This is a genomic window from Bacteroides oleiciplenus YIT 12058 (assembly GCF_000315485.1).
Classification (GTDB): Bacteria; Bacteroidota; Bacteroidia; order Bacteroidales; family Bacteroidaceae; genus Bacteroides; species Bacteroides oleiciplenus.
Genome location: NZ_JH992943.1, coordinates 356996 through 373455 on the forward strand (window position 1 = coordinate 356996; position 16460 = coordinate 373455).

9 protein-coding genes are annotated in these 16460 nt (G+C 42.2%); 8 read left to right on the plus strand and 1 reads right to left on the minus strand.

Annotated elements, in window-relative coordinates:
• The first annotated feature begins 67 nt into the window (after positions 1–67).
• The 3 genes from HMPREF9447_RS17850 to HMPREF9447_RS28520 all read left to right on the plus strand — a co-directional run bounded on the left by HMPREF9447_RS17850 (position 68) and on the right by HMPREF9447_RS28520 (position 3425).
• On the plus strand, positions 68–2269 hold the full coding sequence (locus HMPREF9447_RS17850) for a putative porin (protein WP_009131162.1): 2202 nt from the start codon (positions 68–70) through the stop codon (positions 2267–2269).
• Positions 2270–2281: 12 nt separating this feature from the next.
• Complete coding sequence (locus HMPREF9447_RS17855; protein ID WP_009131163.1) at positions 2282–3118, plus strand: transporter substrate-binding domain-containing protein; 837 nt, start codon at positions 2282–2284, stop codon at positions 3116–3118.
• 160 nt (positions 3119–3278) lie between these two features.
• The gene (locus tag HMPREF9447_RS28520; protein WP_009131164.1) at positions 3279–3425 is read left to right on the plus strand and encodes a hypothetical protein; all 147 of its coding nucleotides are present in this window, start codon (positions 3279–3281) and stop codon (positions 3423–3425) included.
• A 27-nt stretch (positions 3426–3452) separates the two neighbouring features.
• Here the strand turns inward: HMPREF9447_RS28520 and HMPREF9447_RS17860 are convergent, their stop codons facing one another.
• Complete coding sequence (locus HMPREF9447_RS17860) at positions 3453–5378, minus strand: NAD(+) synthase (protein WP_009131165.1); 1926 nt, start codon at positions 5376–5378, stop codon at positions 3453–3455.
• A gap of 137 nt (positions 5379–5515) precedes the next feature.
• On the opposite strand from HMPREF9447_RS17860, the gene HMPREF9447_RS17865 reads away from it, so the two are divergent.
• From HMPREF9447_RS17865 to HMPREF9447_RS17885, 5 genes are all read left to right on the plus strand, one after another.
• Complete coding sequence (locus HMPREF9447_RS17865; RefSeq protein WP_009131166.1) at positions 5516–7399, plus strand: sensor histidine kinase; 1884 nt, start codon at positions 5516–5518, stop codon at positions 7397–7399.
• A 132-nt stretch (positions 7400–7531) separates the two neighbouring features.
• A complete protein-coding gene (locus HMPREF9447_RS17870) occupies positions 7532–7942 on the plus strand; it encodes a Fur family transcriptional regulator (RefSeq protein ID WP_009131167.1) in 411 nt (136 codons plus the stop codon).
• A gap of 51 nt (positions 7943–7993) precedes the next feature.
• Entirely contained in the window at positions 7994–8551 is a 558-nt protein-coding gene (locus tag HMPREF9447_RS17875; protein WP_009131168.1) for an NADH peroxidase, read from the plus strand.
• Between the two features lie 334 nt (positions 8552–8885).
• Complete coding sequence (locus HMPREF9447_RS17880) at positions 8886–12893, plus strand: hybrid sensor histidine kinase/response regulator transcription factor (RefSeq protein ID WP_407918963.1); 4008 nt, start codon at positions 8886–8888, stop codon at positions 12891–12893.
• 412 nt (positions 12894–13305) lie between these two features.
• Complete coding sequence (locus HMPREF9447_RS17885; protein WP_009131170.1) at positions 13306–16449, plus strand: SusC/RagA family TonB-linked outer membrane protein; 3144 nt, start codon at positions 13306–13308, stop codon at positions 16447–16449.
• The last annotated feature ends 11 nt before the right edge of the window (positions 16450–16460 follow it).

Here is a 16460-nt window from a genome sequence, read left to right on the forward strand (position 1 = left end):
CAAAAATAGGCAAAAAAGGCTGAATTCCGCAAGCGAATAATTTTTTATTGTATCTTTGCGCCTAATTATGAGACGCATTCTACTAACATACATACTTCTATCCGTATTGGGATTGCTGACAGTACAGGCACAGCGTAATCTCAATACACTGGATAACCGTGACCGTTATGGAAACCAGGTTGACCCATCAACACAACCGGACAGTCTGGACACCAATACCGATGTACAAAGCATTCCGCCTAAACTCTATATGTGGCGAATAAGCGAGACTCTGGGTAACCGGACTATCGTACCTGCCGATACTGCCAACCTTAATTTCCAGAATACAAACCTGGTAGATGGCATGACGGGACAATATAATTTTCTGGGTAATCTTGGTTCTCCCCGCCTTTCACGTATCTTCTTTGACCGTGAAGATAATGAACCAACCATCTTTATGGCACCATTTTCCAGTTTCTACTTCCGTCCCGACCAGATGTTTTTCACCAATAGTAACGTTCCTTATACGAATCTGACTTACTATAAAGCAGGTAACAAAATAAATGGTGAAGAACGGTTCAAGTCCTATTTTTCCGTCAATGCAAACAAACGTCTGGCTTTTGGTTTCAATATCGATTACCTGTACGGGCGTGGGTATTACGCCAACCAGTCCACCTCGTATTTCAATGCCGGTATATTCGGCAGTTATATAGGCGAACGTTATCAGTTACAAGCCGTATACAACAACTTTTTCATGAAGATGAATGAGAACGGCGGTATAACGAATGACGGTTATATCACTCGTCCCGATACCTTAGCAGAAGGTAAAAAGGAATATGAATCCACTACCATTCCAGTAAATCTGGAGCAGACCTCAAACCGTAACAAAGACTTTTATGTTTACCTTACACAGCGTTACCGACTGGGCTTCACGCGAAGAGTGTTGAAAGAAGAAGCGGCTCAAAACAATATTCAACAAAGTTTTGCCTCCCCAAATGCTGCTACACAAATAAGGAAACCATCAGCAATTGCAGATAGCCTGAGCACAATCGGCCTTTCAGCAGACAGCCTCTCGACAGATAGCCTTATGCAGGCAAATAATCTACGCCTGGACAGCCTCAATAACAGCAGTTCTCTTCCGGAAGATACGAACTTTATCGAAGAGTTCGTTCCGGTCACGAGCTTTATCCACACCATCAAGGTGGAACGGTCACGCCACCATTTCCGCTCAATAGAAGCAGCCAACGAAAATGCCAACTATAACAAGTTGGGAGTAAGCCGTGACTCCACTACAGCATTTAGCGTGAAGAACGTTTTCGGTATAGCTTTACTGGAAGGATTCAATAAATACGCCAAAGCTGGGCTGACCGCCTATATTTCTCATAAATACAGCCGTTATGACCTAATGAATAAAGATTCCATAACGGTAGATCGTTTCACCGAACAGGAGATCTTCGTCGGCGGTGAACTCGCCAAACGGCAAGGCAAAACCCTGCACTATTCTGTAGACGGCGAGATAGGGATTATGGACAAAGCACTGGGGCAATTTCGTGTTAATGGAAACATGGATTTGAATTTCCGTCTTTGGAAAGACACAGTCAATCTCATTGTACGAGGCTTTGTAAAAAATACATTGCCTTCTTTCTACATGCGCCATTACCATTCCAACCTATTCATTTGGGATAATGACAATATGGAAAAAGAATTCCGTACCCGTGTAGAAGGTGAACTAAAAATCGGTCGGTGGGGTACTAATCTTCGCGCCGGTGTGGAAAATATAAAGAACTACACCTACTTCAACCAAAGCGCCATGCCTACACAGCATAGCGGCAACATACAAGTCCTTTCCGCCACGCTGAAACAAAATTTCCGCGCAGGTATTTTCCATCTGGACAATGAAGTAGTCTGGCAGAAATCAAGCAATGAAACGGTTCTCCCTCTGCCACAAATCTCACTATATTCCAACCTCTACATCCTGACTACAATGGCGAAGAAGGTACTTACTGTGCAACTGGGTGCCGATGTACGTTATTTCACCAAATATCACGCACCAGCTTATACACCTGCCATCCAGCAGTTCCATCTGCAACCGGACAATGACCAGGTAGAAATCGGAGGTTATCCGATAGTCAATATCTATGCCAACATACATCTGAAGCGTACACGTCTCTTTGCCATGTACTCTCATGCCAATCAGGGTATGGGTACACGTAATGCTTTCCTCGTACCGCATTACCCCATTAATCCGAGCCTCCTCAGACTTGGCGTTTCATGGAATTTCTACGATTAAAACCTTTTCTATATGAGAATATCGAAAGCTAAGATTCTGAAATATGCTGCGATGGGCATTATTGCCGCCTGCATTACCACCTTCTTTCTTAAAAAGGAGAAGTTTCAAGGGCATCCGCGCGACTATGCAGAAATAGCTACCGAGAAAATTATCCGTGCTGCTACAGAGTATAACTCCATCAGTTTCTATGTAGACGGTGATACATTGTCGGGGTTTCATTATGAATTGATTGAAGCTTTCGCCCGTGACCATGGTTGGAAAGCTGCCATCACTCCCGAAATGAGTTTCGACAAACGATTGGAAGGACTAGCAGAGGGCAAGTTTGATGTGATAGCCTATGGCATCCTGGCCACCAGCGAACTAAAAGATTCTTTGCTCCTTACAAGTCCGATTGTACTGAACAAAGAGGTCCTCGTACAGCGGAAAGCCAGCTCACCTACCGACTCTCTCTTCGTCAAAAGCCAGTTGGACCTGGCAGGCAAAACCCTGCATGTAGTGAAAGGCTCACCATCTATCCTCCGCATTCACAACTTGGGAAACGAGATAGGTGACACCATATATATTAATGAAATAGACAAATATGGCTCGGAGCAGCTAATATCTCTCGTAGCTCACGGAGATATAGATTATGCCGTATGCGATGAGAGCATCGCCCGTGCCGTGGTGGATAGTCTGCCTCAAATAGACATCAATACGGATATCAGCTTTACACAATTTTATTCCTGGGGTGTCAGCAAGCAATCACCGGTCCTTTTGGACAGCCTTAACGCTTGGCTCCAAACTTTCCGCAATAGTAGTGAGTTCAAACTCATCTACCGTAAATACTACTCGCCTTCCGGCAAGAAATAGCCTTCTTTTCATACTTGTAGAGCGTTCACCAAAAATTAGAACATTATTCTAAAAAAGGGGAACGCAATTTCAGCTATCATAATTTGTCAGATTCCCCTATTGTTTAGAACTTTGCAGCGGATATTTATAAGAGACTATTCATTTAAAGTACTAAACAAAGATGAAAAAGAGACCTCTATTCTATTTATTCTGTATCGTTGCAACCATTGGACTATTGATCACCTTTTGCAACGATGATGATTATCCGGGTGCAGCGCCCGGTGAAATCACAGCCCATTACAACCCACTAATAGAGTTCTTCTTTTAAAGTACTTGTCCTATATCCTTTTTTATATCACAGACTTCCTACTTCCCTTAACCACGCTTCCGACGAGGCATCACTCGGCATTCGCCAGTCGCCACGTGGACTGATGGAAATACTACCTACTTTAGGTCCATCGGGAAGACAAGAACGTTTAAACTGCTGATTGAAGAAACGGCGAAAGAATATCTGCAACCATTTCTTAATAGTCTCTTCGTCATATACCCCCTTGAAAGTACGAGCGGCAAGGAAGAATATCTTGGAAGGACGGAAACCGCAACGCAAGAAATAATACAAGAAGAAATCATGTAGTTCATACGGACCAACCAGATCTTCCGTTATCTGCTTGATGTTTCCGTTTTCATCTGCTGGAATCAGTTCCGGACTAATCGGTGTATCTACAATATCCAGCAACGTAGCACGCGAAGCCTCATCCATATCATTTTCAGCCACCCACTTCACCAGATGTTTCACCAACGTCTTAGGTACACTTCCATTAACACCGTACATGGACATATGGTCACCGTTGTAAGTAGCCCATCCCAGCGCCAGTTCCGACAGATCGCCCGTGCCTATCACCATTCCATTGGTCTGGTTGGCTATATCCATTAATATCTGTGTGCGCTCCCGTGCTTGAGCATTCTCATAAACCACATCGTGTATATCTATATCATGGTCTATATCTTTAAAATGCTGGATACAGGCTTCTTTGATGCTAACTTCACGGACGGTTATGCCTAAAGAATTCATCAAATCCACAGCATTTGTATGCGTACGGTCGGTTGTTCCGAATCCCGGCATAGTTACGCCAATAATGCCCTTACGCGACCATTCCAATTTATCAAACGTCTTAACACATACCAATAGTGCCAACGTGGAATCCAGTCCACCGGAAATCCCAACAACTGCACTCTGGGCATGGGTATGCATTAAACGCTGTGCCAGACCAGAAACCTGTATGGAGAAGATTTCTTCGCAACGTTCATTCAATGCAGCTCCCTGCGGAACAAACGGATGCGGTTCAAAAGTACGCGTCAGGTTTAATTCTTTACTATTGACATATTCCGTAGAGACCCGTACCGCCGATTCCGGTGCACAATGCGCCCGACAAGCCGCGAATGTCGTATTCACACGACGTTCCGTACGAATATGTTCCACATCTATTTCACTGATAACAACCTGCCCTTCAAAAGAGAAACGTTCACTGCGAGCCACCATGCTCCCGTTCTCAAAAATCAATCCGTTCCCTGCAAATACTACATCTGTGGTAGACTCACCAAAACCACACGAACAGAATACATAACCGGCAATGCAACGTGCCGATTGCTGGCTGATAAGTGAACACAAATAGTTGTGTTTGCCTATCCCTTCATTATCCGCCGAGAGATTGAATAAGATCTCGGCACCTTGCAATGCCAATGAGGAACTGGGAGGAATAGGTGCCCATAAGTCCTCACAGATTTCAATACCGAATGTAGTATCCGCCATTTCAAATAGCAGATTAGCCCCCATAGGAACCACCTGTCCGCAAAGACGCATGCTTGTTTCCGACACATCAACAGCAGACGTAAACCAGCGTTTCTCATAAAATTCCTTGTAATTGGGAAGATAAGTCTTGGGGACCACGCCCAGCACCTTCCCCTTTTGAATCACGACAGCTGTATTCAGCAACACACCATTCAATGCTACCGGCATACCCAATATAGCAATGATGTCCAATTGCCTCGTGTTGTTTACAATCTGTATCAGCTCCATTTCCGCCTCTTCGAGCAGCAATTGCTGGGCAAATAAATCGCCACATGTATATCCGGTAACACACAACTCCGGGAAAGCGATGATTTGCACACCTTTACCTTCAGCAATGATTATTTCCTTTTCAATCTCCCGGGCATTGAACTTACAGTCCGCCACCTTGACACGGGGCACAGCCGCCGCTACCTTTACATATCCGTAATTCATAAGGATGTCATTTATAATATTTGACGGCAAAAATACAGTTATTTATCCACAAACACAAAATTATCATTTCTTTCACTCCGTATATCCTAAATTATTAGTACTTTTAGCGGCATTTTAAAACACACTATACAAAACTCATGAAAACTCACAGCATACTCCATAGATGGTTACTTTCCCTGATACTTTTAGTAGGGTGTCTCTCCCTTTCAGCCAAAGAAAAAGAGTATGTGTTACTTCTCAGTTCAGTTAATGCAGAAGAAGCATGGATACATGGTTTCCAAAATGAACTTCAAAAGTGTTTTCCTTATGAGAGAGAACTCGAACTGCGTTCTTATTTCCTCGCAGTACCGGTACTTCAAAATGAAGAAGAAGTCAAACAAGTTCAAAAAAACATCCTACAAGCATTCCCTACTCCGCCTAAGGTCGTCATAATCATAGGCGATCCGGGCTGGCTGGTCAGCGCTCCCATCTTCGATGGGCCCTGGAAGGATATCCCTGTCATACTTTGCTACTCCCGCGGACGCGTCCCGTCTACGCTACAAACATTGCTGGACAGGTCTCCCCTGACGGAAGAAAACAGTATACCCATCGAAGAATTCAACAAGAACTACAATATCACCGTACTGAAGCAACCTTATTATATAAAGCAAACGCTAGAACTCATCAAACAGCTCCAACCAGAAGTCAAGCAGATTGCCTTTATTTCCGATGACCGTTATATCAGCGTTGTCACCCGGCAATCCGTAGAAGAAATCATGCAAAAGGACTTCCCAAATCTGAAACTTGAATTATTATCTTCGGCACAAATAGCTACTGAAGAGCTGCTGGATACACTCACTGATTATAATAAAACAACCGGAGTAATTTATTATGGCTGGATGCGGCAATATGGCAATAAACAGAATTATTACCTATCCGACCACCTTAAAAAGATACTTCCCACCTTCTTGAAAGTTCCGGTTTTTACACTGGCTGATTTAAACTTACAGGAAAACTTATATGCGGGTGGACATTATATCTCCATTCCGGATTTCACGAACACAGTAATGTCCATAATCAGTCGGATTCTGGCAGGAGAAACCGCTTCTTCCATTCCTTACCAAAACGGTGGAATTCCGCGTACATACCTGAATTTCGCCGACTTGAAATGGTGTAACATATCAGAAGATTTATATCCGGAAGATGCTGTTTATTATTTCCAGCCTCCCACTTTCTACCAGCAGTATAAAACCTATATGTGGATGACAGGCATATTCCTTGCCTGCCTGATCATTTTTTATATTTTCTATCACATACACTCTCTGAAACACCAAAAAGAGCTCATTCATGCCAAGGAATGTGCTGAAGAATCCGATCGGCTAAAATCAGCTTTCCTCGCCAACATGAGCCATGAGATACGTACTCCACTCAATGCAATCGTCGGTTTTTCCAGTATTCTTGCCGAAACCGCAGATACTCCCGAATGCCACGAATACATCAGAATCATTGAAGATAATAATTACCTATTACTGCAACTTATCAATGATATTCTCGACCTCTCCAGGATAGAAGCCGGCTTGTTGGATTTCAGTTATACTGACGTGGACATCAATGAATGCATGCGTAAACTTGAAGATGCTTTCCACTTCAGAATGCCTGTAAACGTAGTGTGTATTACAGAACTCGGTATGAAGAAATGTCATATACATACTGAAAAGAACCGTTTGCTGCAAGTGCTCGGAAACTATTTTTCCAATGCTATCAAGTACACCAACAGAGGAAATATTACTATCGGTTATAACCCACCCAAAGACGGCAGATTGCATTTCTATGTTCGCGACACAGGTTGTGGCATTTCTCCCGATAAGCAACAAGCTATTTTTCAACGATTTGTGAAACTCGACTATTTCAAGCAAGGTACAGGACTCGGTTTATCCATTTGTCAGATGATTGCTGAAAAGATGGATGCCACTGTCGGAGTTTCTTCCGAAGTAGGCAAAGGCTCTGAATTCTGGATAGAAATCCCTTACCAACCTGTATAAAAAAGCAGAAATTTATATTTTATAGAATAATCATGCAAAAAAAGATAGAAAATCTTTTGGAAACATCAGAGAAGTCTTTATCTTTGCAAGCGAAATAAAAATGTAATTATTACAAGTTTGAATTAAAAGAATATGGAAATAGTAGTAGAAAGATTGCAAGAACATAACATTAAGCCATCAATGCAACGTATCGCCATCATGAAATATCTTATGGAACATCGTACGCATCCGACGGTAGATGAAATTTATACAGCACTGTCTCCTACTATACCGACGCTTTCAAAAACTACAGTTTACAACACACTGAAGATTTTGAGCGAACAAGGAGCTGCACAAACTCTGACTATCGACGAACGTAACACATGCTACGATGCCGACACCAGTCCTCATGCGCATTTCTTATGTAAGAGCTGCGGAAAAATTTACGATTTGCCGTGCGACGATGCTGTAAAAAAAGTGGTAGATACGGACATGGATGGACACGAAGTGCAGGAAATCCATTATTATTACAAAGGAATCTGTAAACAATGTAAAGAAGACTAACGTCTTATTATAAGACGAACGAATAACTAATTCAATTAAATCAAAAAGAAAATGAAAAAATTTAGATGTACTGTATGCGGTTACGTATATGAAGGTGATGCCGCTCCTGAGAAATGTCCATTGTGTAAAGCACCTGCAAGCAAGTTTGTAGAAGTAGTAGAAGCTACAGAAGATGGTCCTCTTACTTTTGCTGACGAACACGTTATCGGTGTAGCTAAAGGTTGTGACGAAGAAATGATTAAAGACCTGAACAACCATTTCATGGGCGAATGTACAGAAGTTGGTATGTATTTGGCAATGAGCCGTCAGGCTGACCGCGAAGGTTATCCCGAAGTAGCAGAAGCTTTCAAACGCTATGCTTGGGAAGAGGCAGAACACGCTTCTAAATTTGCTGAACTGCTGGGCGACTGCGTATGGGATACAAAGACTAACCTTGAGAAAAGAATGAACGCTGAATCAGGTGCTTGCGAAGATAAAAAACGTATTGCTACCCGTGCAAAAGCTCTGAACTTGGATGCTATCCATGATACTGTTCATGAAATGGCTAAAGATGAAGCTCGTCACGGTAAAGGCTTTGAAGGTCTGTATAACCGTTACTTCAAGAAATAATCCTTTTTATATTTCATAAAAAGAGGGGGTTGCCGGGAGTTTTCCGGCAACCTTTTTTATTTCTCCCTCACCACATATGATTGATGTGTAACATATCAATTATCTAATGTTACACATGCCTCTGGATGAGATAAAAAAGAGGCTTTTCTTTAGATATTCTTAGGGAGGTATTACTTTTTTCAGCTATTTTTGCATTGAAATCGTTAACCTCAATAATAGAGTCATGAAAACACTATTATCTTTTTTATTTCTCTTCTTTACAATATGTGGATATGCGCAGTCTGAGAAATAATTCACAGTAGACCGTGAATTATCAAACAGCAACATCAATCAAATATATCAAGCTAAAAATGGAGTTATATGGATAGCTACGGAAGACGGATTGAATCGTTATGACGGTGCTAAATTCAGTGCGTATAAACATGAAGAAGGAAAGAATTGCTCCTTGGTAGATAATAATGTACGAGCCATTTTTGAAGATAGCAAAGGACACTTTCTAATAGGTACACAGCGTGGATTACAATTATATGACCCGGCAACCGAACTATTTAAAGAAATACCGATCTTATACCAAACAGGAATAAACATGAATGCACACATCTCCATAATAGTGGAACGGAAAAATGGAGATATCTTAATTGGCACGGCGGGGCATGGTATCTATTCGCTACGTTTAGATGAACCAGAAGCAGTCATCACAGAAAACCAGCTTGTACCCAGTTTTTTTATCAAATATATATTCGAAGATCAAGCTGAAAATCTTTGGATCTCTACAGAAGGGAAAGGTGTATACTGTATTGATATCTCAGGAAATACACATCACTACTTCACCGGGAAGGAAAATGCCTGGAACATCGTTACCAATATATGCGAAGATGAGAAAGGACGTATTTATGCCAGCAGCATAAGCAAAGGGATGTTCATTTATGACCCCAAAAAAGATATATTCGAGCCCATTCCTTGTCCAATACTTCCCCGCCTCCCCATTAATACTTTGCATGCTGCCGGACAAGGGAAAATCTATATAGGTACGATAGGTTATGGTATAAAAGTATATGATACTTATACACAGCAAATAAAAGAAAGTGAATTTAGCTTCACTACTTTTGACTTCAATAAAGCAGATGTATATGCAATCATGAAGGATAAAGCAGATAATTTGTGGCTAGGTATCAACGCAAAGGGAGTTATGCTACTCCCTGCCACAACTAACCAATTCAAATACATGGGGCATAAATCATTAACAACAAACCAAATTGGTTCAAACAGCATCAAATCAGTTTGCAAAGATAGCGAAGGAACATTATGGCTTGGAACTGCTAATGATGGTATTTACGGATTAAAAGGCAAGAACAGACCAACAATACATTTTGAACACAAAGACAATGGACAATCTGTGCCCTCTACTATTGTTAGTATCCATCAGACACCAGACGGACGCATATGGCTGGCCTCTCCATTGGAAGGATTAGCTGAAATGGATCCGAAAACCGGAACATGCCGCTATTACAAACTACAAGACAGGAATCAAAACGATGTCAGGAACATCTCATGCCTGACTTCTGACAAAGATGGAGAACGTCTATGGATAGCAGCTATGGGGGGAGGTCTCTTCTATATGGACCTAAAAACGGGAAATATTAACAGATGTGGTTCTTTTGAAAACGGTAAAGAATACCAGGAAAACTACAATGTACTTCATAATGGCTGGATAGCCTCACTGCTCTATACCCGAAATCATAAATTATACATTGGAACATACGATGGTCTGGGTTGCCTGGATACAAAAACAATGAGTTTCACCTCAACTTACGGCAAAAACAGATTATTCTCAGGGAGCATTATTCAAACACTTTTCGAAGATGAAAAAGGAGATATCTGGGCAGGAACAACCAAAGGACTCCTCCATATTGACGGACAAAATGGTAGCTCCCAAATTTATACTACACATAACGGATTACCCAACAATACAATTTGTGCCATACAAGGTAACAATGAAAACGGATTATGGATTAGTACCAACTATGGTATTACAAACCTGAATCTGCAAACAAACAATTTCATCAATTACTACGCTGGAAATGGATTACAAGGGAATGAATTCAGTAAGAATGCTGCTTGTACTGACGAAAATGGATACCTTATCTTCGGTGGTATTAATGGCATCACTTTTTTCCAACCATCAGAGATCACCATGGAAGTTAAGAAGCCGGAGGTGAGAATTGCAGATTTCTATATCCATAACAAAGCCGTTAAAAAAGGAACAAAATCCGGTAAACACACAATCATCAATACGAGTTTGCAGGATGCAAAACAATTCCGTTTATGCTATAAAGACAATTCATTCAGTATAGAGTTTTCAGCTATGGAATTCTATAACCCAGAACGCATCACATATCTATATTCCATGAACGGAGCTACCTGGACTGCATTGGCACCAGGTGTCAATAGAGTTTCATTTAGTGACCTGGCTCCGGGAATCTATCATTTCAGAATGAAAGCTAAAAACTACACAGTTTACTCAGAAGAAAAAGAAATCACCATACAGATAGATCCAGCATGGTGGGTGTCAGGTTGGGCTAAATTAATATATACGATATTACTACTGACAGTAATCGGCTTTATCATCATGCAGATACGGCATCGCTACCAGATACGGCAACAGATGTTGCAACACATTCATGCTGAGCAAATAAACGAAGCCAAACTACAGTTTTTCATCAATATTTCACATGAAATACGAACACCGATGTCCCTCATCATAAGCCCTCTGCAACAATTAATGGTCAAAGACAAAGATGCAGAATGCAGAAAGCTCTATGCCACTATACAACGAAATGCAGAACGTATTCTACAACTGGTAAACCAACTAATGGATATCCGGAAAATAGACAAAGGGCAAATGTCACTCACATTCAGGAAAATGGAAATAGTGAGTTTTACACAGGATATCTTAGCAACTTTTGATCAGCAGATAAAATCCAAGAAGCTCCAGCTGAACTTCCAGACATCCGCCCCTGAAATAGATTTGTGGATAGATGTCAAGAACTTCGATAAAATCATATTAAATCTGCTTTCCAATGCCTGTAAGTTTACCCCTGAAAACGGACAAGTGGAAGTCAGCATCAACACAGGTGAAGATAATACCCAGCAAGAAAATGCACCTTTACGCCACTATATTGAACTGACAGTAACAGATAGTGGCATCGGAATTGCCCCTGCTGAACGCGAACATATATTCGAACGCTTCTACCAGATACGGAACAGTTCTAATAATTCAAATATCGGAACCGGCATCGGACTGCATCTGACACGGTCTTTGGTTGAACTACATTATGGAAACATCCGCGTAGAAGATAATGGAGAAGGACAAGCTGGTTCCCGTTTTATAATACGGCTACCATTAGGACATGCTCACTTGAAAAAAGAAGAAATTGAAGAAGATACAATAACTAAAACTAACGTTACAACAGAACATACTGAAACCAACTATATGCAGACTGTCCCCTCTTTGCCATGCGATGACAATGAGGAATCAGACAGTAAAGTGCGTGCCCGCAGCCGCCGGCACGTACTTATAGTAGAAGATGATGAAGAAATCCGCCGTTACATCTGCCGTGAATTGAGCAATGACTTTTATATGACTGAATGCAGTAATGGCAAAGAAGCATTAGCGGCGATATTAAAACAGGCACCTGATCTCGTAATCAGTGATGTAATGATGCCAGAAATGGACGGTTTAACACTATGCCGTAAGATACGCCAGAACGTAAATATCAATTATCTACCTATTATCCTGCTCACTGCCCGTACTCGCGAAGAAGATAATCTGGAAGGATTAGAAACAGGTGCTGACGCTTACCTGATGAAACCATTCAGTATTGAGCTATTAAGAAAGACCGCTCTAAGCCTGATCCGTAGGCGGGAGCAACTGCGCAACACCTTCAGTGGCCGTCAGAATCAAGAAGAGCAGGTATCAATCCCTGAAGTAAAATCTCCCGATGACCGGCTAATGGAACGTGTTATGCGCGTTATCAATGAAAATCTGGGTAATCCGGCATTAACGGTAGAAATGATCAGTTCGGAAGTCGGCATCAGCCGTGTTCACTTACACCGTAAACTTAAAGAGTTAACAAACCAAACCACGCAGCATCTCATCCGTAACGTACGCTTGAAACAAGCTGCCTCCCTGCTGGCAGAAAAGCGGCACAGTATAACAGAAGTGGCGACATTAACCGGATTTACACATCCGACCTATTTTGCCACGGCATTCCGTGAAATGTATGGTGTATCCCCATCTGAATATATGGAACAGCATGCAGGACAAGATAAAGCTAATTGATTCCATTCCATCATTCGGGAAAATAAGAAAATGAAGTCCATTCTTAATGCCTAAGGCCAATCTCAAAAATATTTAGCCTTAGGTACAGTTTTCAAGCTCCATACAGTTGCCAGACAACACTATTACAGGCACTTTCAATCACATAATATTCCTCCCAAAAACGACTGTGTTACATCAATTAAAATCCATGTTACACCCTTAATACAGAATGCAACATCAGTTAATCTTTCTGCAATAGTAACATATTAGCTACTATTATCATACTTTCTACATTTGTCTCCGGGAACAAAAAGTTCTTTATCATTCATTTATTAATCTTAAAAACTAACAGAATTATGAAAAGCATGTATGACAACAGTTAACCCTACTTTATGACATCAGAGAAAATATAGTTATTAACTATCTTAAACTAATGGTAATGAAAAATGTAAAAAAGAAAATTCAAAGGATTCCTTACTTGTTTCTTTTGATGCTTTTCAGCTGCCTGACAGCTTCGGCACAACAAGGAATAACAGTGAAAGGAACAGTCGTGGACGACAATGGAGAGACGATTATTGGAGCCTCAGTAGTTGTAAAAGGTAATAATTCAATAGGTACAATCTCAGATATAGACGGTAATTTTATGTTGACCGTGCCCAATGAGAAATCTATTCTTGTCGTTTCGTTTGTAGGTATGGAGGCACAGGAAGTGAAAGCTTCCAAAGGAATAATGAAAGTGATTCTGAAAGATGACACACAGCTATTGGACGAAGTAGTTGTAGTAGGTTATGGACAGCAGAAAAAAGCATCAGTAGTGGGAGCCATCACACAGACTTCCGGAAAGACGCTGGAACGATCCGGAGTAAGCAATTTGGGAGCTGCCTTAACGGGTAATCTTCCAGGTGTCATCACTTCCAGTTCTACTGGTATGCCCGGTGCAGAAGACCCTAAAATCATTATCCGTACACAGAGTTCATGGAACAACAGTGAACCCTTGGTGTTGGTAGACGGTATTGAGCGTGAAATGAGTTCGGTAGATATCTCCTCCGTAGAAAACATTTCGGTATTGAAGGATGCATCAGCTACTGCAGTTTATGGAGTGAAAGGTGCCAACGGCGTAATCCTCATTACTACCAAACGCGGTAAAGAAGGAAAGGCCAACGTACAGATCAAGGCCAATATGACGGCTAAAGTAGTATCGAAGCTCCCTGAAAAGTATGACGCTTACGATACATTTTATCTAATGAACAATTCTATTGAGCGCGAAGCTGGTCTCAATCCTGCCGGATGGGCCAACTATACACCGGCAGCCATCATCGACAAGTATCGTCATCCGGCCAATGCCGAGGAATGGGACCGCTATCCTAATGTGGATTGGGAGAAGGAGCTTTTCAAGAAAGCCGCCATGTCCTACAACACTAGTGTCAACGTATCGGGTGGTACAAAAGTAGTGAATTACTTTGCAGCTGTGGATTTCGTGAACGAAGGAGACTTGTTCAAAAGCTTCGAAAACGGCCGTGGTTATAACTCCGGCTTCGGCTATAATCGTATCAACGTGCGCAGTAACTTAGACTTCCACTTGACCAAAACCACCAAATTCTCTACCAACCTGTTCGGTTCGAACGCACAACGTCAGTTGCCTTGGGATATGAACGACAATGATACCGGTTTCTGGAACTCAGCCTATAAGTCCGCTCCTGATGCCATGCGTCCCATCTATTCCAATGGCATGTGGGGATGGTATGCCCCACGCGATGCTGATGTACCCAACTCGGCCTACTTCCTGGCTGTGGGTGGTAAAGAAAAACGTACCACCACCAAAATGACAACTGACTTCATTCTGGAGCAGGACTTAGCCATGCTGACAAAAGGACTGAGATTCAAGGCAAACTTCTCTATGGACTACACTTTTGCAGAAAATAAACGTGGTCTCAGTGACCAATACAACGATGCACAACGCATCTGGGTGGATCCCGATACAGGCAATATCTCCTATAAATTTGATCCTGATACAGGAACCGGACTTGACAAGGTTATCAACCCTATCTATTGGTTACAGCAGTCCGGTAGTGCCAACATCGGTGCCACTTATCGTAAGCTTTATTACTCTATGCAGCTTGACTATGCCCGCACTTTCGGCAAACATGAAGTGACCGTTCTTGGCCTTTTCAGCCGATTAAAGGAGGCACAAGGAAGTGTTTTCCCCATCTATCGGGAAGACTGGGTGTTCCGCCTGACTTATAACTACGCCATGCGCTATTTCTTTGAGGCTAATGGTGCTTATAACGGCTCTGAGGAATTCGGTCCTGATTATCGTTTCGCTTTCTTCCCTTCCCTCTCACTGGGCTGGATGATTAGTGAAGAGAAGTTTATGAAACAACTGAAATTTGTCGATATGCTGAAGCTTCGCGCTTCCTGGGGACGAGTAGGTGATGATGCTGTGGTTGCTCCATGGCAGAGATTTACAGCAGGCCGCTTCTTATACAAAGATCAACTGAGCAATGGTGGTAACACTGTTATGGGTAGCATTAATCCGGACAATTCTCCTTATACCCACTGGAAAATCTCTTCACTAGGTAACTCTAATGTTTCTTGGGAAACTGTAGAGAAACGTAATATCGGTTTGGATTATGCTTTCTTTAACGGACTGGTAGCAGGTTCAGTAGACGTATTCAATGATACTCGCACGGACATTATAGTTAGTGGTGATAGCCGTGCTATCCCTTCCTATTTTGGCGCAACGGCTCCTCGAGCTAATTTAGGTAAAGTCAATAGCCACGGCTACGAATTAGAATTGCGTTTGAACCATGTATTCAACAACGGTTTACGTGCCTGGCTGAACACCAGTATGACTCATGCCATCAATGAAATCAAGTTCAGAGATGATGCCCCCTTGTTACCTGCTTATCAGAAAGGAGCCGGACATACCATCAACCAAGTCTATTCATACATAGACCATGGCAATCTGGCTACTTGGGATGATGTGATAGGTAGCAGTACCTGGACAACCGGAAATGATATGAAATTACCGGGTGATTATAATATCATTGACTTCAATGGCGACGGTATAGTTGACAACGACGACCGCGCTCCCTATCAGTATGCCAGTACCCCACAAAACACCTACAATGCTTCTCTCGGTTTTGACTGGAAAGGATTCAGTTGCTTCGCCCAATTCTATGGTGTAACCAATGTAACCCGTGAAGTCAATTTTCCGACGTTCCGTTCCACAGCCCACGTAGCTTATGCAGAAGGCACATATTGGACACCAGGAGGAACAGCTACCCTGCCCATTCCTCGTTGGGGAACCACTGTAGACGCAGCAGCAACCGGCACACGCTATTGGTATGACGGTGCTTACCTTCGCCTGAAAACTGTCGAATTGTCCTATACTTTCAAGAACAATTGGCTGAAGAAAATGGGAATCAACTCCTGCCGCCTCTACCTGAACGGTGACAACCTCTATATGTGGACCGATATGCCGGATGACCGTGAAGCCAACTACGGCACAGGCTCTTCAGACGGTGCCTATCCTACGGTACGCCGTTTCAATCTCGGTATCGATATAACCTTATAATAACGAAGAGA